The organism is Neobacillus sp. PVCKKU3 (assembly GCF_058323225.1).
Genome location: NZ_JBLVQN010000003.1, coordinates 31,330 through 49,144, shown reverse-complemented (window position 1 = coordinate 49,144; position 17,815 = coordinate 31,330). Strand labels below are relative to the sequence as shown.

Annotated in this window: 21 protein-coding genes; all 21 read left to right on the top strand. The window is 46.1% G+C overall.

The window, feature by feature from the left end:
• Nucleotides 1-29 precede the first annotated feature (29 nt).
• Nucleotides 30-1,073, top strand: coding sequence for an L-threonylcarbamoyladenylate synthase (locus tag ACNQGS_RS03165; protein WP_491486090.1), 1,044 nt, complete (start codon nucleotides 30-32; stop codon nucleotides 1,071-1,073).
• Between the two features lie 144 nt (nucleotides 1,074-1,217).
• Nucleotides 1,218-1,775 carry a manganese efflux pump MntP gene (locus ACNQGS_RS03160; protein ID WP_491486089.1) on the top strand — a complete coding sequence of 186 codons (558 nt, stop codon included), beginning with the start codon at nucleotides 1,218-1,220 and terminating at the stop codon, nucleotides 1,773-1,775.
• Between the two features lie 71 nt (nucleotides 1,776-1,846).
• Nucleotides 1,847-2,287, top strand: a complete 441-nt coding sequence (locus tag ACNQGS_RS03155) for a low molecular weight protein arginine phosphatase (RefSeq protein ID WP_491486088.1) — start codon at nucleotides 1,847-1,849, stop codon at nucleotides 2,285-2,287.
• Nucleotides 2,288-2,527: 240 nt separating this feature from the next.
• Nucleotides 2,528-2,974, top strand: a complete 447-nt coding sequence (gene rpiB / locus ACNQGS_RS03150) for a ribose 5-phosphate isomerase B (RefSeq protein WP_491486087.1) — start codon at nucleotides 2,528-2,530, stop codon at nucleotides 2,972-2,974.
• Between the two features lie 114 nt (nucleotides 2,975-3,088).
• On the top strand, nucleotides 3,089-3,655 hold the full coding sequence (locus tag ACNQGS_RS03145) for a TIGR01440 family protein (RefSeq protein ID WP_491486086.1): 567 nt from the start codon (nucleotides 3,089-3,091) through the stop codon (nucleotides 3,653-3,655).
• 175 nt (nucleotides 3,656-3,830) lie between these two features.
• Complete coding sequence (glyA, locus tag ACNQGS_RS03140; protein ID WP_491486085.1) at nucleotides 3,831-5,072, top strand: serine hydroxymethyltransferase; 1,242 nt, start codon at nucleotides 3,831-3,833, stop codon at nucleotides 5,070-5,072.
• Nucleotides 5,073-5,241: 169 nt separating this feature from the next.
• Nucleotides 5,242-5,871, top strand: a complete 630-nt coding sequence (gene upp, locus ACNQGS_RS03135) for a uracil phosphoribosyltransferase (protein ID WP_213117131.1) — start codon at nucleotides 5,242-5,244, stop codon at nucleotides 5,869-5,871.
• Between the two features lie 510 nt (nucleotides 5,872-6,381).
• Nucleotides 6,382-8,709 (top strand): S8 family serine peptidase, encoded by a 2,328-nt coding sequence (locus tag ACNQGS_RS03130; RefSeq protein WP_491486084.1) that lies wholly within the window; start codon nucleotides 6,382-6,384, stop codon nucleotides 8,707-8,709.
• 359 nt (nucleotides 8,710-9,068) lie between these two features.
• Nucleotides 9,069-9,293, top strand: a complete 225-nt coding sequence (locus ACNQGS_RS03125; protein WP_491486188.1) for an AtpZ/AtpI family protein — start codon at nucleotides 9,069-9,071, stop codon at nucleotides 9,291-9,293.
• Between the two features lie 2 nt (nucleotides 9,294-9,295).
• Nucleotides 9,296-9,670 (top strand): ATP synthase subunit I, encoded by a 375-nt coding sequence (locus tag ACNQGS_RS03120; protein WP_491486083.1) that lies wholly within the window; start codon nucleotides 9,296-9,298, stop codon nucleotides 9,668-9,670.
• Between the two features lie 21 nt (nucleotides 9,671-9,691).
• Complete coding sequence (gene atpB / locus ACNQGS_RS03115) at nucleotides 9,692-10,405, top strand: F0F1 ATP synthase subunit A (RefSeq protein ID WP_213117134.1); 714 nt, start codon at nucleotides 9,692-9,694, stop codon at nucleotides 10,403-10,405.
• Nucleotides 10,406-10,461: 56 nt separating this feature from the next.
• The gene (atpE, locus tag ACNQGS_RS03110; protein WP_027323467.1) at nucleotides 10,462-10,674 is read left to right on the top strand and encodes a F0F1 ATP synthase subunit C; all 213 of its coding nucleotides are present in this window, start codon (nucleotides 10,462-10,464) and stop codon (nucleotides 10,672-10,674) included.
• 107 nt (nucleotides 10,675-10,781) lie between these two features.
• A complete protein-coding gene (locus ACNQGS_RS03105; protein WP_213147976.1) occupies nucleotides 10,782-11,312 on the top strand; it encodes a F0F1 ATP synthase subunit B in 531 nt (176 codons plus the stop codon).
• On the top strand, nucleotides 11,309-11,845 hold the full coding sequence (locus ACNQGS_RS03100) for a F0F1 ATP synthase subunit delta (RefSeq protein WP_491486082.1): 537 nt from the start codon (nucleotides 11,309-11,311) through the stop codon (nucleotides 11,843-11,845). The genes ACNQGS_RS03105 and ACNQGS_RS03100 overlap by 4 nt, the downstream gene beginning before the upstream one ends.
• Nucleotides 11,846-11,861: 16 nt before the next feature.
• On the top strand, nucleotides 11,862-13,373 hold the full coding sequence (atpA, locus tag ACNQGS_RS03095) for a F0F1 ATP synthase subunit alpha (RefSeq protein WP_491486081.1): 1,512 nt from the start codon (nucleotides 11,862-11,864) through the stop codon (nucleotides 13,371-13,373).
• Between the two features lie 90 nt (nucleotides 13,374-13,463).
• Nucleotides 13,464-14,321, top strand: a complete 858-nt coding sequence (gene atpG / locus ACNQGS_RS03090) for an ATP synthase F1 subunit gamma (protein ID WP_423800110.1) — start codon at nucleotides 13,464-13,466, stop codon at nucleotides 14,319-14,321.
• 65 nt (nucleotides 14,322-14,386) lie between these two features.
• A complete protein-coding gene (gene atpD / locus ACNQGS_RS03085; protein WP_213148114.1) occupies nucleotides 14,387-15,808 on the top strand; it encodes a F0F1 ATP synthase subunit beta in 1,422 nt (473 codons plus the stop codon).
• Nucleotides 15,809-15,829: 21 nt separating this feature from the next.
• Nucleotides 15,830-16,234, top strand: coding sequence for a F0F1 ATP synthase subunit epsilon (locus ACNQGS_RS03080; protein WP_491486080.1), 405 nt, complete (start codon nucleotides 15,830-15,832; stop codon nucleotides 16,232-16,234).
• Nucleotides 16,235-16,604: 370 nt separating this feature from the next.
• Nucleotides 16,605-16,841, top strand: a complete 237-nt coding sequence (locus ACNQGS_RS03075) for a hypothetical protein (RefSeq protein ID WP_491486079.1) — start codon at nucleotides 16,605-16,607, stop codon at nucleotides 16,839-16,841.
• Nucleotides 16,842-16,935: 94 nt separating this feature from the next.
• Entirely contained in the window at nucleotides 16,936-17,310 is a 375-nt protein-coding gene (locus ACNQGS_RS03070) for an NADH-quinone oxidoreductase subunit A (RefSeq protein WP_491486078.1), read from the top strand.
• Nucleotides 17,301-17,813, top strand: a complete 513-nt coding sequence (locus tag ACNQGS_RS03065; protein WP_213117142.1) for a NuoB/complex I 20 kDa subunit family protein — start codon at nucleotides 17,301-17,303, stop codon at nucleotides 17,811-17,813. The genes ACNQGS_RS03070 and ACNQGS_RS03065 overlap by 10 nt, the downstream gene beginning before the upstream one ends.
• Nucleotides 17,814-17,815 lie beyond the last annotated feature (2 nt).

Below are 17,815 nucleotides of genomic sequence, written 5' to 3'. Positions count from 1 at the left end.
AAACGAGATAGGTTTTGAAGGTGGATAAAATGAACACAAAAGTCTGGAAAGTGGATAAGTATGTGGATAATTTAGAAAATAATCCACATATTGTGGATGCCGCCCATTTTTTGCGGGAAAATGAAGTCGTCGCGATGCCGACGGAGACAGTTTATGGGTTGGCCGGAAATGCCGAGAATGATGAGGCTGTGGCGAAAATTTTTGCAGCCAAGGAGCGGCCGGCGGATAATCCCCTGATTATCCACATTGCTGAACAGGAACAGTTGAACCGCTTTGTGGCGGAGGTTCCTGAGAAGGCGGCCATCCTAATGGATAAGTTTTGGCCTGGGCCGCTGACGATTATTTTTAAAATGAAGGAAGGCGTGCTTTCGGAAAAAGCATCAGCGGGTCTCGGGACGGTTGGAGTGCGGATGCCGGACCACCCGGTAGCGCTGGCGCTGCTCCGAACTTGCGGGCTGCCGATTGCCGCACCAAGTGCAAATTCCTCAGGGAAACCTAGCCCGACAACAGCCGGGCATGTCCTTGATGATCTTGAAGGAAAAATTGCCGGCGTGGTGGACGGAGGTCCGACAGGAGTCGGTGTCGAATCCACTGTCATCGACTGTACGGAAACAGTACCAGTAATCCTACGGCCAGGCGGGGTGACCAAGGAGCAGCTTGAGGCGGTAATAGGAGAGGTCCATATCGACCCGGCTTTAAAAAATGAAGCGGCAAAGCCGAAGGCGCCGGGTATGAAGTACCGCCACTACGCGCCAAATGCTCCGCTCTATTTGGTGTCAGGCACCCGGGAATTTTTGCAGGGGCTTGCTGCCGAAAAACGCGCGGAAGGTTTGCGAGTCGGGGTGCTGACGACAGAGGAGCATGCGGACGAGTACCAAGCCGATGTCGTCCTCACCTGTGGAAGACGCGCTGAACTCGAGACAGTAGCTGCCGCTCTCTACGATGTGCTCCGCCGATTCAATGAGCAGCAGGTCGATGTGATTTTCAGCGAAATGTTCCCGTATGAAGGCGTGGGATATGCCATTATGAACCGGTTGGAAAAAGCGGCTGGGAATAAAGTGATCAAGGAATAAAAAATAACCATCTAGACCAGTTCTCCTTAAATGGAGGGCTGGTCTTTTTTTTAAAAGGGCCTTCCGCTAATTTCCCAGCTTGGCTTCTAAAACGATTTGGACGTGCATATGCTGAAATAGTTAGTCCAAGGGGGAGAAGTCAGAATGTCTGAAATCGTTGGAGAAATTATCACACTCATGTTGATGGCAGCGGCTCTAGGAATGGATGCTTTCTCAGTCGGCCTTGGCATGGGGATGTACAAATTGCGGCTTCGAAAAATATTTGAAATAGGAATTATCATTGGAATCTTTCATGTGTTGATGCCGCTAGCTGGCATGACGGCTGGAAGATTTTTATCAGAACAATTTGGAGAGCTGGCCTCCTTTATCGGCGGCCTGCTGTTAATCCTTTTAGGGATGCAGATGATTTGGTCGAGCCTGAAGGACGATGATGAAAAGGTAATTACGCCGGTCGGCTTTGGCCTTTTGTTTTTTGCGTTGAGCGTAAGTCTGGACAGCTTTTCCGTCGGTTTGACGCTGGGGATTTATGGGGCAAAAACAGTTTTGGTCCTGATCTGTTTCGGTGTTATGGCCACCGTGCAGACATGGGCAGGCCTGCTTTTGGGCAAAAAAGTCCGGGGCTGGCTCGGTGCCTACAGCGAGGCGCTTGGGGGAGCGATTTTACTGGCGTTCGGCATTAAGCTGATGGCTGTGTTTTTATAAGAAATTTTTAGAAAAACAACGGTTTGAATGTGGAAAATTGTTCTATAATAGGTGGGGAAGGGGGCGTACGTATGCAGCGGATATTATTTGTTTGTACAGGAAATACCTGCAGGAGTCCGATGGCGGAGGCCATTTTAAAAAATAAACAGCTGGACGGAATCGAGGTCAAGTCCGCCGGAATTTATGCCGCAAGCGGAAGCGATGCCTCGGCGAACGCAAAAGAGGTGCTCGCAAACAACAAGATTACGCAAAATCACCGCTCCACCTTGCTGTCTGGTGATGAGGTCGACTGGGCGGATTTGATTTTAACCATGACAACCTCGCATAAGTTCGCCATCCAGCAGCAATACCCAAAGGCGATTGAAAAAGTGTTTACATTAAAGGAATTTACCGGCGAAGAGTTCGACCACGACGTCACCGATCCGTACGGCGGCAGCCTCGCCATCTATGAAACCACCTACCAAGAACTCGATAAGCTGATTGACAAAGCGATTGAAAAGATAAAGCCATAGAAAAAGGTCAGGAGTGTTTTACTCTTGGCCTTTTTCTATGTTAGGTAAAGGGACCAAGCGTGAACAAATTGTCATTTTGTCCATGTGGAATGGACACATTTTTTTCCATTGTGAGAATTCTATTGTTTTTCGTATGGTTTTTTACTATTTGATTTCGTTGCGGTGTTCTTGCTTTATATTTTTAAGGCTGTATGTCAAAATTAAGTACAGATTGATGTTATGAATAGGGGGATTTTTGAGATGAGAGTGGCTTTAGCGTCTGACCATGGCGGCATGAATATTCGTAAGGAAATTGCCAGCTTGCTTGAGGAATTAAAGATTGAGTATGTGGATTTTGGCTGCGAATGTGAGTCGTCTGTTGATTATCCGGATTATGCCCTGCCTGTAGCGGAAAAGGTAGCGAGCGGCGAGTTTGACCGCGGTATTTTAATTTGTGGGACAGGCATTGGCATGAGCATTGCCGCTAACAAGGTGAAAGGTGTCCGTTGTGCACTTGTGCACGATACCTTTAGTGCAAAGGCAACACGTGGCCACAATGACAGCAACATCTTGGCGATGGGCGAACGCGTCATCGGTCCTGGACTGGCCCGTGATATTGCCCAAATATGGCTCACTGGCGAATTCGAAGGCGGACGTCACGCCAACCGCGTCGGTAAAATTACGGATTATGAGGAGAAACACCAATAGATATCACATCGGATGAAGCAGTAGAGTGGCTGAGGACAGGTCCCGCAATAGAGTAAAATATTAAAGTGGCGGGGCCAGGAACCTAGGAACATGAATGATGGGAGGTCAATGGGTATGATTCAGCAATGGGAGAACGAACTTGAAGCAATTTTAACGGAATTTAAGGAGCAGGCATCCTTGAGTCCGGGGCAGCTTCTCGTGATCGGCTGCAGCACCAGCGAGGTAATTGGCGAGCGCATCGGAACGGCCGGAACGATTGAAGTAGCCGAAATGATTTTTCGCCAAATGCAAAAATTCCAAACCGAAACCGGAGTTCACCTAGCCTTTCAATGCTGCGAGCACTTGAACCGGGCACTCGTGGTGGAACGGTCGGTTGCCTTCGTGCGAGGCTTCGAAGAGGTTTCGGTCGTCCCGGTCCGGAAGGCAGGCGGAGCGATGGCAACATTTGCTTTTGAAAAAATGAACGACGCCGTTGTGGTCGAGTTTGTAAAGGCGGAGGCAGGCATTGACATTGGCAGCACCCTGATCGGCATGCACCTGAAACATGTTGCCGTCCCAGTCCGTGTTAAACAGAAGTTCCTGGGACATGCTCATGTGACGCTGGCTAAAACAAGACCAAAACTTATCGGCGGGGCCCGCGCGGTATACGAACGGACCGACGCTAATTCAAGCTGCAGTTAGAAATATTTGACTAAACACGAACGATTGTATTGTATTTTAACTTATTTGTTATATAAAACACGAACGATAAAAATAACAAAAATGGAATCTTACGTGTTTACATAATAAAAAAACATGTTACAATAAAGAGGGAATTTTCTAACGTCTTTTATTTACATATGAGGGGGAATGAATCATGAACCATCTACCTAAAGCCGATGAACAGGTTTTTCAAGCAATCCAGCAAGAATTGGGCCGTCAACGTTCTAAAATTGAACTGATTGCCTCCGAAAACTTTGTCAGTGAAGCAGTAATGGAAGCCCAAGGCTCCGTTTTAACGAATAAATACGCAGAAGGCTACCCTGGACGCCGTTACTATGGCGGCTGCGAATATGTTGATGTTGTTGAGGATTTAGCTCGTGATCGCGCCAAGCAAATATTTGGAGCAGAATATGTCAACGTTCAGCCCCACTCGGGTGCACAGGCAAACATGGCCGTTTACTTCACCGTCCTTCAGCAAGGTGACACCGTGCTTGGCATGAACTTATCCCACGGCGGCCACTTAACACACGGCAGCCCGGTTAACTTCAGTGGTATTCAATATAACTTCGTTGAATATGGTGTCGACAAAGAAACACACCGTATTGATTATGCTGATGTTCGTGCAAAAGCCCTTGAGCATAAGCCAAAAATGATTGTTGCCGGTGCCAGCGCGTACCCTCGCGAAATTGATTTTGCGAAGTTCCGTGAGATTGCTGATGAAGTTGGCGCGTACCTAATGGTCGACATGGCGCACATCGCTGGTCTTGTTGCGGCTGGTCTGCACCAAAACCCAGTGCCATATGCTGATTTCGTCACAACTACTACTCATAAAACCCTTCGCGGTCCACGCGGCGGGATGATTTTAACCACAGAGGAATGGGGCAAGAAAATCGATAAGTCGATCTTCCCTGGAATCCAAGGCGGTCCGCTTATGCACGTTATCGCTGCAAAAGCTGTTGCTTTTGGCGAAGCGCTTCAGGACAGCTTTAAGGAATATGCTCAGCAAATCGTTGCTAACGCTCAGCGTTTAGCAGAAAGCCTGCAAAAAGAAGGCTTGAAGCTTGTTTCCGGCGGTACGGACAACCACTTAATGCTTGTCGATGTGACAAGCCTTGGTTTAACCGGAAAAGTGGCTGAAAAAGTGCTTGACGAAGTCGGCATTACTGTTAACAAAAACACCATTCCATTCGACCAGAACAGCCCGTTCGTCACTAGCGGTGTCCGCATTGGTACAGCTGCTGTAACAAGCCGCGGCTTTGGGTTGGAAGATATGGACGAAATTGCTTCCATCATCGCCTTCACGTTGAAAAATCACGAAGACGAAGCAAAGCTTGAAGAAGCACGCAAACAAGTTGACGCATTAACAAGCAAATTTACCCTTTACCCTGAATATTGATGCATGGGTGATGCATGGGGACGGTTCTCATGCCTCACTTTTGTGAGGCAGAAGGACCGTCCTTTTGTTTCAGAAAAATCTAACATCAGTCTGCGAGTTGCTCGCGGGCTTTTTTTTCTGTAAAATGAGACGACTGCAAAATTAAATCTTTAATAAAGGGGCGATCGCTGTGGCAAAGGTATATGTTTTTGACCATCCACTCATTCAGCACAAGCTTACTTACATACGTGATAAACATACAGGAACAAAGGAATTCCGCGAGTTGGTTGACGAAGTGGCAACCTTGATGGCGTTTGAAATTACAAGAGACATGCCGCTTGAAGAAACTAACATTGAAACACCTGTATGTCCGGCAAAATCGAAAATTCTTTCTGGTAAAAAAATCGGCCTTGTGCCAATTTTACGCGCTGGTATTGGCATGGTGGACGGAATCTTGAAATTAATCCCGGCTGCAAAAGTGGGCCATATCGGTCTTTACCGCGATCCGGAAACGCTAAAGCCGGTTGAATATTACGTCAAGCTTCCAAGTGATGTTGAAGAGCGCGACTTCATCGTGGTTGACCCGATGCTCGCAACTGGCGGCTCAGCCGTTGAAGCGATTCACGGCTTGAAAAAGCGGGGAGCCAAAAATATCAAATTTATGTGTTTGATTGCCGCACCAGAAGGCGTCGAAGCTCTGAAAGAGGCGCACCCTGACGTCGACATTTACATCGCTGCCCTTGATGAGAAGCTGAACGACCACGGTTACATCGTACCAGGACTTGGTGATGCTGGAGACCGGTTGTTTGGGACGAAATAATTTTTATAAAATTACCTAAGCCAGGCTGAACGCCTGGCTTTTTGTGTGGAATTTCACGTGAAAAATGGGGTTGGAAAGTAAAATAGGGATTTTGGAAAGTATTTCGCTAAAAAGTGGAAGTAAAACGCCCATAGTGGAAAGTATCCGATCCAATTTGGAAAGTAAATGCCCTAAATCGGAAAGTATATCCAAATAAATGGAAATTCTTAGAAGAATGTATTGAAAAGACACCTAAGCCAGGCTGAACGCCTGGCTTTTTGTGTGGAATTCCAGGTGAAAAATGGGGTTGGAAAGTAAAATAGGGATTTTGGAAAGTATTTTGCTAAAAAGTGTAAGTAAAACGCACAAAGTGGAAAGTATCCGATCCAATCTGGAAAGTAAATGCCCCAAATCGGAAAGTATATCCAAATAAATGGAAATGTAAAACGAAAATAACGAGCTATAATCGAAGTCTCCCTGCATACTTTCCCCTCCCAAAGAAAACGATATGGAAAAAAGGGGGATTTTCACATGAAATTGGTACTCGCACTGCTCCTCACGTTCGGAACTATTAATGTTGGGACCACCGTCATCCCAGCCATACCCAAAATCCTAATCCATCCCCCAATCCAAAAATCAACAAAGGACACTGTCGCCATCGTCATGCTTGACCATCCGAAAACAAAACAGGAAATCAAGCAGCTGCTCGCACCCTATAAGGATATCAAGCTACGCCGTGTATATGAGAAAGCCATTGACGGATTTTCGATTCAAGGGCCACCAAGCGCCATTGCCCGGCTAACAGAGGCCCAGACCCGGAACCGCCAGCAAACGCAAATCCAGCATGTCTCCCCGGTAACAGAGTATCGGGTCGAGACCGAGGAAAGCGTGAAAATCATTGGCGGTGAGGCGGTGCGCGGTTTTTTTTCAAAGAAGAATGAACGTCTGACCGGCCGAGGTGTGACGGTCGGGGTCATCGATACCGGGGTGGACTACACCCATCCAGACCTCGCTCGGAATTATGCGGGCGGCCATGACCTTGTTGATAACGACCAAGACCCGATGGAAACACTCACGCAAGGTCGGGCGACGATCCACGGTACCCATGTCGCCGGCATTATTGCCGCCAATGGAAAAATCAAAGGCGTGGCCCCGGAGGCAAAAATTGTTGCGTACCGCGCGCTTGGTCCGGGCGGCGGGGGAACGACCGAGCAAGTGCTGGCTGCGATTGACCAGGCCATCAAAGACAAGGTCGACATCATGAACCTCTCGCTTGGCAACAGCATTAACGGTCCAGACCTGCCGATCAGCCAGGCGCTCGACCGTGCTGTCGAGAACGGGATCGTCGCTGTCGCTGCATCGGGCAATTCTGGACCGAATGTATGGACGGTCGGTTCACCGGGAACATCCGCAAAAGCAATTTCAGTCGGCGCCTCGACGCCCACCATGGAAATTCCCCAATTATTAATAGAAGGAATGCAAAATCCGCTCCGGGTCCAGCCAATGGAGGGGTCGGGGAATTGGTCGCTTGACCGGACGCTCCCAATCGTCGACGGCGGCATCGGCCAACCCAATGAACTCGAGAACGTGCAGGGGAAAATCGTTCTAATGAAGCGCGGTGAATTGACTTTTTCAGAAAAAGCAAAAAATGCCCATGAGGCGGGGGCAAAGGCGGTCGTGGTCGCCAACAATCTAAAGGGCACCTTCATCGGCAATCTCGATGCGCCCGCTGCTATACCGATTGGGTCGATCACCAAAAGCGAGGGAGAATTTTTACGAAAAAAATTGAAAAACACCGATGTGACGGCAAGACTCATAATAAATGAAGAAATTGACCGGCTTGCTGATTTCAGTTCCAGAGGACCCGTCACGGATACATGGGATATCAAGCCGGACCTTGTTGCCCCAGGGGTGGCTATTAATTCGACCATTCCCGGCGGCTACCTGAGCCTGCAGGGTACGAGTATGGCAGCACCGCATGTGGCCGGTGCCTGCGCGTTGATCAAGCAGGCCCACCCGGAGTGGACGCCGGAGCAGATTAAGGCGGCGCTGATGAATACCGCAAAACCGCTGGCAAAGGAACCCGGTGAGCCAAGCAGCATGAGCCCGGGAACAACCCGGAAACCAATCGAAATCGGTCCAATCGGCAAGAACCAAAACAAAACCAAGCTTACCCCCGGACCCTACTACCGCACATACGAGCAGGGGGCCGGCCGCATCCAGGTGGACGCAGCGATCCAAACCGAATCGCTTGTCATGCCGGGCAGTATTCGGTTCGGAAAGTTTAGCAGCCTGAAAAATGTTCATAAAGCCCAATTAAAAATTGAAAATATCAGCGACAGTCCAAAACGCTACACGTTTGACATCCCGCAGCACATCGATGGCCTCGAGTGGCGTTTCCCGCTCGCGTTCACCCTGGAGCCGAAAGAAACAAAGGACATTACTGTTGAGCTCGCCGTCGACCCGCAGATCTTTAAAGGGAAAATTCACGATGGTTTTCTAACCTTGCATGCTGGGAGCCAGTCCATCCATATCCCGTTTTTGTATGTTCTTGAGGAGCCGGGATACCCAAGGATTATGGGCTTTGATTTTGCAGAAGGAGATGAGCCGGGTACTTACCAGTACGAGGTCTACGTCCCGGGGGGAGCGGAGGAATTTGGTATCGCCTTATTCAACCCTGACGATTACCGCTTTGTCGGCTTTCTTGACACGAGCACCGATGTAAAGAAGGGACTGATCCGTAAAGCCTTCAAAGCTGAAGACCTTCCATATGAAGGGACCTACCGAGCCAAAGTCTTCGCCAAAAAGGCAGGCAAAGAGGATTTTATTGAAACGATGATTTCTATTTATAAAAATTAAGACAAAAATTAGGGCGGCAAACGAAGTGAGAATGCCGCCCGCAATTCCGCCTAACCTTTGGGAAATTTTTTAAAAAGTCAGAAATAATTGTTCACAAAATGGACACAAAATAGCCAAAAAAACTTCAAAAATTACAATACAATAAGAGTGTTGACTTTCACTTCCAAATCGCAAAAATTTTGGGAAATTGTTTGTGGAATAATTCACGTAAATTCATTGACAATGCATGGTGCCTATTGTATGCTAACAAAGGGTGTGCATGGTAGGGTTTTCATCGAAATTTAATTTGACAAAATCCCGCGCATGATTTATCATAATCACCTTTTGTTTTTCATTCTCTACGCAGTGAGGATGATTTTATTATGCGAAAGAACCGCAATCCTTTTCAAGCCATGGCTTTAATGTCTGCTATTGTTTCCCAGTTGGTCGGCTCCATCCTGATTGGCATTTTTGCCGGAAGATGGCTGGACGGAAAGTGGGGTACAGAACCAATTTTCTTAATAATCGGACTGCTCCTGGGTCTTGCGGCAGGGGTTTATTCTATGCTTGTCTCAATCCGCCATTTCTATTCAGGAGATAAATAACAATGCCAGATTTCAGAGAAATGTACAACAGGCAGAGAAAATGGATGTTGTACTTGTTGTCCATCTATGTTCTTGGCTGGGGCTTCACTACATACAAAACGTCTTTCCTTGGGTTGATCCTTGGGACATGCTTTAGCTTCATTATGCTTTGGATGTTAGTGAGAAAAACAGAGAAATTCGACAAAGCCGTTTCGGCAGGAAAAAAGGTCAAATCATTGGGCTCGCTGCAAAGAATGGCGATCGCAGCAATTGCGGTAATGATCGCATTAGAGTACCCTGATTATTTTCAAATTGTTAGTGTTGTTTTGGGACTAATGACAGCCTATATTGTCATTATGATAGATTATTTTTATCATGCTCTGCATGCTCAAAAGTGAAGGGAAGCGAGGTGAGTTTATATGCATCATGGGGCTCCTGAGTTTGAATTGTTTGGTCTCTGGTTTAACGGGGCAAACGTTCTTATGATCACAATTGCAAGTGCAATTGTCTTTCTTATTGCCGTATTAGCAACCCGCAAGCTGGCAATGAAACCTACGGGGATGCAAAACTTTATGGAATGGGTGATGGACTTTGTAAAAGGCATCATCAACAGCACAATGGATTGGAAAGAAGGCGGGCGATTCCACATCCTGGGGATTACATTAATCATGTATATTTTTGTATCAAATATGCTGGGTCTTCCTTTCGCAATCGTCGTTGACGATAAGCTTTGGTGGAAATCACCGACAGCTGACCCGATTATTACGTTAACCCTAGCGGTCATGATTTTGGGTCTTACCCATTATTACGGCGTTAAGCTAAAGGGCGCAAAAGGATATGGAGAAGGCTTCTTCACTCCAATGAAATTCTTATTCCCGTTAAAGATTATCGAGGAATTTGCGAACACATTGACGCTTGGTCTGCGTCTTTACGGTAACATTTACGCTGGTGAATTGCTTCTATCGCTCTTGGCAGCGGGATTAGCACACCAAGGAATCGCCGGCACAATCGCCGCCATTCCGCTTACACTTGTATGGCAAGGCTTCTCGATCTTCGTCGGATCCATCCAAGCGTACATCTTTACTATGTTAACGATGGTTTATATGGCACACAAAGTGAGTCATGACCATTAATATATTTTTTTATAAAAAATAAAACATATTTATACATTTTAAGGAGGAACAAAATAATGAATCTTATAGCAGCAGCAATTGCAATTGGTCTAGCAGCAGTAGGCGCAGGTATTGGTAACGGTCTTATCGTAGGACGTACAGTTGAAGGTATCGCTCGTCAGCCAGAAGCACGTGGTTTACTACAAACTACAATGTTCATCGGGGTTGCGTTAGTAGAAGCATTACCGATCATCGGCGTTGTTATCGCGTTCATGGTCTTAAACCGATAAAATTTAAAAACTCCAGATGGCGAAGTGACAAACAAAACCTTCGCCATTCTATTATGTTCGTTTATGCATTTCTAGTGTGAGCAACTCTTGAAAGGAGTGAACCCAGGGTGTTAACAAGCAGTTTAGTATTAGGTGCAGCCGAGCACAGCGCCGGCCACGTTAATTATGGAGATATCTTCTTCCAACTGATCGTGTTTATTGTCCTCTTGGCATTGCTGAAAAAGTTTGCGTGGGGTCCATTAATGGGCATCATGAAACAGCGCGAAGAGCATATTGCAAGTGAAATCAATGCAGCTGAAGAAAGCCGCGGAGAAGCGAAGAAGCTTTTAGAAGAACAAAGAAATCTTTTAAAAGAAGCCCGTGCAGAAGCACAGAGCTTAATTGAAAGTGCGAAAAAGCAAGGCGATATCCAGCGTGAGGAAATCATCGCAGCGGCCCGACAAGAAGCGGAACGCCAAAAGGATGCTGCCAAGCTTGAAATCGAACAACAGAAAGAAAAAGCTGTTGCCGCTATTCGCGAACAAGTGGCTTCATTGTCTGTGTTAATTGCTTCTAAAGTAATTGAAAGAGAATTATCTCAAGCGGACCAAGATGCGCTTATTAACGAATATATCAAAGAGGCAGGAGAAGGGCGATGAGCAACCAACTAGTAGCAAAACGCTACGCGTCGGCTCTTTTTCAAATTGCAAAGGAACAGCAGATTCTAAGTACAGTAGAAGAAGAACTTCGTGTAGTCAAGGAAGTTTTACAATACAATCCTGATTTAAAAGCTGTTCTCAAATCTTCGAAGCTTCCTATTGAAAAGAAAAAAGAGATTGTGAAAAACGCTTTTACATCTGTAAATCAATATGTCTTAAATACAGTATTGATCCTAATCGAACGCCATCGTGAAGGCGAAATCGTGGAAGTTGTGAATCAATTCACGGAGTTGACAAATGATGAACTCGGCATTGCCGAAGCGGAAGTGACCAGCATCCGCCCGCTTTCAGACGCGGAGCGTGAAGCTATTTCTGCCACATTTGCAGCTAAGATTGGGAAGAAATCATTACGAATTGAAAATATCGTGGATTCCAATTTGCTCGGAGGCGTTATGCTTCGCATTGGAAACCGTATATATGATGGATCATTACGCGGCAAGCTAAGCCGTTTAGAACGTAAATTGTTATCGTAGATAAGGGGTGAAACTCATGAGCATCAAAGCTGAAGAAATCAGTGCCCTGATAAAGAAGCAGATTGAAAACTATCAGGCAGAAATTCAAGTGACCGATGTTGGTACTGTTATCTCCGTTGGTGACGGTATCGCACGTGTCCACGGTCTTGACAATGTCATGGCCGGAGAACTTGTTGAATTCTCAAACGGCGTTATGGGTATGTCGCAAAACCTTGAAGAGAATAACGTCGGTATCATTATCTTAGGACCTTTCACTGACATCAAAGAAGGTGACGAGGTTCGCCGTACAGGACGCATCATGGAGGTTCCGGTTGGTGAGGAACTAATTGGACGTGTAGTTAACTCATTAGGACAACCAATCGATGGCATGGGGCCAATCAATGCAAAGAAAACCCGCCCTGTTGAGCAAGTAGCAACTGGCGTTATGGCTCGTAAATCCGTTCATGAGCCGCTGCAAACTGGTATTAAAGCGATTGACGCACTAGTACCAATCGGACGTGGACAGCGTGAGTTAATCATCGGTGACCGTCAAACAGGTAAAACATCCGTTGCAATCGATACAATCATCAACCAAAAAGGTCAAAACATGATCTGTATCTATGTTGCGATTGGACAAAAAGAATCAACAGTACGTAACGCCGTTGAATCACTTCGTAAAAATGGCGCATTAGAATACACTATCGTTGTTTCTGCATCTGCATCACAGCCTGCTCCAATGCTATTCTTAGCACCATATGCAGGGGTTGCAATGGGTGAAGAATTTATGTTCAACGGTAAGCACGTATTAATCGTATATGATGATTTAACAAAGCAGGCATCTGCATATCGTGAGCTTTCCTTGTTACTTCGCCGTCCTCCAGGCCGTGAAGCATATCCAGGGGATGTATTCTACTTACACTCACGCTTACTAGAGCGCGCTGCAAAATTAAATGATGAGCTTGGCGCTGGTTCCATCACAGCATTGCCATTTATTGAAACACAAGCAGGTGACGTTTCTGCTTATATTCCAACAAACGTTATCTCCATCACTGATGGACAGATTTTCTTACAATCCGACCTTTTCTTCTCTGGCGTACGTCCAGCGATCAACGCAGGTCTTTCCGTTTCCCGTGTAGGGGGTTCTGCGCAAATCAAGGCAATGAAGAAGGTTGCCGGTACATTGCGTCTTGACCTTGCATCCTACCGTGAATTAGAAGCATTTGCTCAGTTCGGTTCTGACCTTGATAAGGCAACTCAAGCAAAGCTTAACCGTGGTGCGCGTACAGTTGAGGTTCTAAAGCAGGATCTTAACAAGCCGCTATCTGTTGAAAAGCAAGTTATGATTCTTTATGCATTAACTCGCGGTTTCCTTGACGATATTCCAGTACAGGATATTCGCCGTTTTGAAGGAGAATTCCATAGCTGGTTAGACCACAACCGTAAAGATCTGTTAGACCACATCACGACTACGAAGGATCTTCCTAAAGACGATGATATGGCTGAAGCAATCAACGCCTTCAAAAAGACGTTTGCTGCTTCTGAACAATAAGGTCTAGCAATTTGAACGGCGGCGATGGTTTTGGACCCGGTGTCTGTAGCCATCGCCTGACATTCTTTGAATGAGGGTGGTGAGAACCTAATGGCTTCATTACGCGATATAAAAACGCGGATTAATTCGACGAAAAAGACAAGTCAAATTACAAAGGCAATGGAAATGACTTCTGCTGCGAAGTGGAATCGCGGTGTTATGAACGCGAAATCATTCGTGCCTTATATGGAAAAAATCCAGGAAGTGACTGCATCGATTGCCCTTGGTGCAGGCGGCGTGAGTCATCCGATGCTGACCCATCGTCCTGTGAAAAAGACAGGCTACATCGTGATTACATCCGACCGCGGTCTTGCTGGTGCGTTTAACAGTAACGTAATCCGCCGCGTCCATCAAACAATCAAAAGCCGTCATACATCCAATGACGAATTTGCGATTATTGCGATTGGCCGAGTGGGGCGTGACTTTTTTGTGAAGCGGGGTTACAACGTTGTCCTTGATATCGTCGGGGTTAACGATCAGCCAAGCTTCCAAGATATTAAAGACATTGCAAGCACAACTGTCGGCATGTTCTCTGATGGAACATTCGATGAATTATTTGTTTATTACAGCCACTATATCAGTGCGATTTCGCAGGAAGTAACTGAGAAGAAGCTGCTTCCGTTAACGGATATTTCTACTTCTCATAAGCTCACTTCGTATGAGTTCGAACCAAGTGCCGAAGAGATTTTAGAAGTCCTTCTTCCACAATACGCGGAAAGCTTGATTTATGGTGCACTGTTAGACAGTAAAGCAAGTGAACACGCTGCCCGGATGACCGCAATGCGTAACGCAACCGACAATGCGGGCGAACTGATCCGCGGCCTGACATTAAGCTACAACCGTGCCCGCCAAGCGGCGATCACGCAGGAAATCACGGAAATCGTCGGCGGTGCCGCAGCGTTAGAATAGTAAGTATTTGGTGTTTAGCGCCAATTTGATAGTTTTTGCAAAGAGTAAGTTAGGAGGGAAAAATGATGAGCAAAGGACATGTTCTTCAGGTTATGGGTCCGGTTGTTGACGTTAAGTTCGAAAATGGTCATCTTCCTGAGATCTATAATGCGCTTAAAGTCGTGAGAAAAGCGCAAAACGCATCTGAAGTAGATATTAACCTAACCCTTGAAGTAGCCCTTCATTTAGGTGATGATACAGTTCGTACAATCGCGATGGCATCTACTGATGGTGTAACCCGCGGTTTAGAAGTAGAAGACACTGGTAAGCCAATTTCCGTACCAGTTGGAGAGCCGACACTTGGCCGCGTATTTAACGTACTAGGTGAGGCAATCGACTTAAAAGAGGAAATTCCAGCAAGTGCACGCCGTGATTCGATTCACCGCGAAGCACCAACATATGAAAATCTTTCAACTGAGGTTGAAATTCTTGAAACTGGTATTAAGGTAGTTGACCTTCTTGCTCCATATATTAAGGGTGGTAAGATTGGTCTATTCGGTGGTGCCGGTGTAGGTAAAACCGTTTTAATCCAGGAATTAATCAATAACATCGCGCAAGAGCACAGCGGTATTTCTGTATTCGCAGGTGTAGGTGAGCGTACTCGTGAGGGTAACGACCTTTACCACGAAATGACAGATTCCGGCGTTATCAAGCAAACAGCGATGGTATTCGGACAAATGAACGAGCCGCCAGGAGCACGTATGCGTGTTGCCTTGACTGGTTTGACAATGGCTGAATATTTCCGTGATGAGCAGGGACAAGACGTGTTATTGTTCATCGATAACATCTTCCGTTTCACACAAGCAGGTTCTGAGGTTTCCGCGCTACTTGGCCGTATGCCATCTGCCGTTGGTTACCAGCCGACACTTGCTACTGAAATGGGTAAATTACAAGAACGTATTACTTCTACTAATAAAGGTTCTGTTACATCAATCCAAGCGATTTACGTACCAGCCGATGACTATACTGACCCGGCTCCGGCGACAACTTTCGCTCACTTAGATGCGACAACAAACCTTGAGCGTAAGCTTTCTGAAATGGGTATCTACCCTGCGGTTGACCCTCTTGCTTCTACTTCTCGTGCATTATCACCTGATATTGTTGGAGAAGAGCATTACAATGTTGCTCGTCAAGTACAGCAAACATTACAAAAATATCGTGAATTACAGGATATCATCGCGATCCTTGGTATGGACGAACTTTCTGATGATGATAAGTTAGTCGTTGCCCGTGCGCGTCGTATCCAGTTCTTCTTATCACAAAACTTCCACGTTGCTGAACAGTTCACTGGTCAGCCAGGTTCATATGTACCTGTTAAAGAAACAGTTAAAGGATTCAAAGAAATCCTTGAAGGTAAATATGACCATCTTCCAGAAGATGCATTCCGTCTTGTCGGCCGCATTGAAGAAGTGGTTGAGGCCGCAAAACGCATGGGCGTAGAGGTCTAACCTTTCAGGGAGGGGTAAAATATGAAGACGATTAAAGTCAGTGTTGTAACTCCCGATGGTCCGGTTTATGAATCAGATGTGGAAATGGTGAGTACAAAAGCAAAAAGCGGCGAGCTAGGCATTTTGCCAGGCCACATTCCATTGGTGGCACCACTGGAAATCGGTGCTGTCCGTTTGAAATTGGCTGGCGGCCAACAAGAGCAAATCGCGGTCAGCGGCGGCTTTTTAGAAGTCCGTCCTGAACAGGTAACTGTTCTTGCCCAGGCTGCTGAAAAAGCATCGGATATCGATGTAGAACGTGCGCAGCGTGCAAAAGAGCGTGCTGAACAGCGTCTCCAGCAGGCGCAGCAGGAGCATGTCGACTTCAAACGTGCTGAGCTGGCATTGCGCCGCGCGGTCAACCGTTTGAATGTATCAGGTAAATAATTTTAATCCAACCCCTTTGGCCGGCCATAGACGCCGGTCGGAGGGGTTTTTATTTTTGTTGGGGTTACGGATTGATGCATGGGGACGGTTCTTATGCATCACCCGAATATGGTGAGGTTTTGTGAAGAGGAAAGTAAATTGAAGGAACTGGAAAGTAAACTGCTATAAATGGAAAGTAAATGGTCCAATCAGGAAAGTAAATATCTAAAAAGTGAAAGTAAATGTTCAAAATCGGAAAGTATTGTAAATTGACTGGAAATTACCCGCTATAAATGTTTGCTTTCCAACCTAAAATGAATGAATTTTGATTTTAAGAATATGAATGTATTGAGCGGGAAGTACAAACTGCGAGGCCTGCACTAATTTTTATGTGAAAAACCAATCAAACAGCAATTTTTCAAAAAGGTTTGGGCTAAAAATGACAAACCTCACTGACATGAGCGGGATTTTGGTTTTAAATAGGGGTAGTTGTCGAATTGGGAGGCATTGTGGGGCAATCGGGGGACTTAAGACCCGAAAAAAATTTGTAACAAAATACCTTTTTGAGGGGCAGTTTTTCAACAGCCTTAATTTGGAAAATGAGTTTGTGAATAGATTTCCAAATTAAAGGATTGGCTTGTCGACATGGGTTTGTAACAATGCTATAATGAATTCGGTTACAATCTTATGAATGAAAATTTACAACATTGGAGGGGATAGGCATGGAACTTTTGAATGTATATCAGAATAATTATCTGATAGTTTTCGTGTTCCTATGTCTCGGGGTGTTGCTGCCGGTGGTGGCATTATATTTAGGTAAGCTTTTGCGTCCGCACAAACCTAGCGAAGCAAAGTTGACCACATATGAGAGCGGTGTTGAGCCATTTCACGATTCCCGTGTACAGTTCAATGTCCGCTATTATATTTTTGCCCTAATGTTTGTTATTTTTGATGTGGAAACGGTGTTTTTATATCCATGGGCGGTTGCCTATGATAAGCTAGGTGTTTTCGCATTGATTGAAATGTTAGTTTTCGTATTCTTACTATTATTAGGCCTAGTGTATGCTTGGAAAAAGAAGGTGCTACGATGGATCTAAAACTAGATGGCGTTACCGATTTGGAGATGCAGGAGTTAAAACAGAATGTGTTTATGACTTCGCTGGAGCAAGTGAAGGCCTGGGCGCGAAGCAGTTCGCTGTACCCGGTGACATTTGGTCTGGCTTGTTGTGCGATAGAAATGATGGGTGTGGGTGCGGCTCACTACGACTTGGACCGGTTTGGATCGTTTTTCCGTCCGTCACCGCGTCAGTCTGACTGTATGATCGTTTCTGGGACAGTTACGAAAAAGATGGCGCCGATTTTACGCCGTTTGTATGACCAGATGCCGGAGCCAAAATGGGTAATCGCGATGGGTTCCTGTGCAACCGCTGGTGGACCGTACATAAAATCGTATTCCGTCGTTAAGGGTGTTGACCAGATTGTGCCGGTTGACGTATATATCCCAGGTTGCCCGCCAAACCCAGCTGCCTTAATTTATGGAATCAATAAATTAAAGGAAAAAATTCGTTACGAAGCGAAGACTGGGAAGAAGGTGACCTGATA

Bases quoted from the DNA above. Each gene is read 5' to 3' on its own strand.
- ACNQGS_RS03065 (WP_213117142.1), top strand. From the start codon at position 17,301: ATGGATCTAAAACTAGATGGCGTTACCGATTTGGAGATGCAGGAGTTA.
- atpB (WP_213117134.1), top strand. From the start codon at position 9,692: ATGCATCATGGGGCTCCTGAGTTTGAATTGTTTGGTCTCTGGTTTAAC.
- ACNQGS_RS03145 (WP_491486086.1), top strand. From the start codon at position 3,089: ATGATTCAGCAATGGGAGAACGAACTTGAAGCAATTTTAACGGAATTT.
- ACNQGS_RS03080 (WP_491486080.1), top strand. From the start codon at position 15,830: ATGAAGACGATTAAAGTCAGTGTTGTAACTCCCGATGGTCCGGTTTAT.
- ACNQGS_RS03160 (WP_491486089.1), top strand. From the start codon at position 1,218: ATGTCTGAAATCGTTGGAGAAATTATCACACTCATGTTGATGGCAGCG.
- atpG (WP_423800110.1), top strand. From the start codon at position 13,464: ATGGCTTCATTACGCGATATAAAAACGCGGATTAATTCGACGAAAAAG.
- ACNQGS_RS03155 (WP_491486088.1), top strand. From the start codon at position 1,847: ATGCAGCGGATATTATTTGTTTGTACAGGAAATACCTGCAGGAGTCCG.
- atpA (WP_491486081.1), top strand. From the start codon at position 11,862: ATGAGCATCAAAGCTGAAGAAATCAGTGCCCTGATAAAGAAGCAGATT.
- ACNQGS_RS03130 (WP_491486084.1), top strand. From the start codon at position 6,382: ATGAAATTGGTACTCGCACTGCTCCTCACGTTCGGAACTATTAATGTT.
- glyA (WP_491486085.1), top strand. From the start codon at position 3,831: ATGAACCATCTACCTAAAGCCGATGAACAGGTTTTTCAAGCAATCCAG.
- ACNQGS_RS03120 (WP_491486083.1), top strand. From the start codon at position 9,296: ATGCCAGATTTCAGAGAAATGTACAACAGGCAGAGAAAATGGATGTTG.
- atpE (WP_027323467.1), top strand. From the start codon at position 10,462: ATGAATCTTATAGCAGCAGCAATTGCAATTGGTCTAGCAGCAGTAGGC.
- ACNQGS_RS03100 (WP_491486082.1), top strand. From the start codon at position 11,309: ATGAGCAACCAACTAGTAGCAAAACGCTACGCGTCGGCTCTTTTTCAA.
- ACNQGS_RS03070 (WP_491486078.1), top strand. From the start codon at position 16,936: ATGGAACTTTTGAATGTATATCAGAATAATTATCTGATAGTTTTCGTG.
- ACNQGS_RS03165 (WP_491486090.1), top strand. From the start codon at position 30: ATGAACACAAAAGTCTGGAAAGTGGATAAGTATGTGGATAATTTAGAA.
- rpiB (WP_491486087.1), top strand. From the start codon at position 2,528: ATGAGAGTGGCTTTAGCGTCTGACCATGGCGGCATGAATATTCGTAAG.
- atpD (WP_213148114.1), top strand. From the start codon at position 14,387: ATGAGCAAAGGACATGTTCTTCAGGTTATGGGTCCGGTTGTTGACGTT.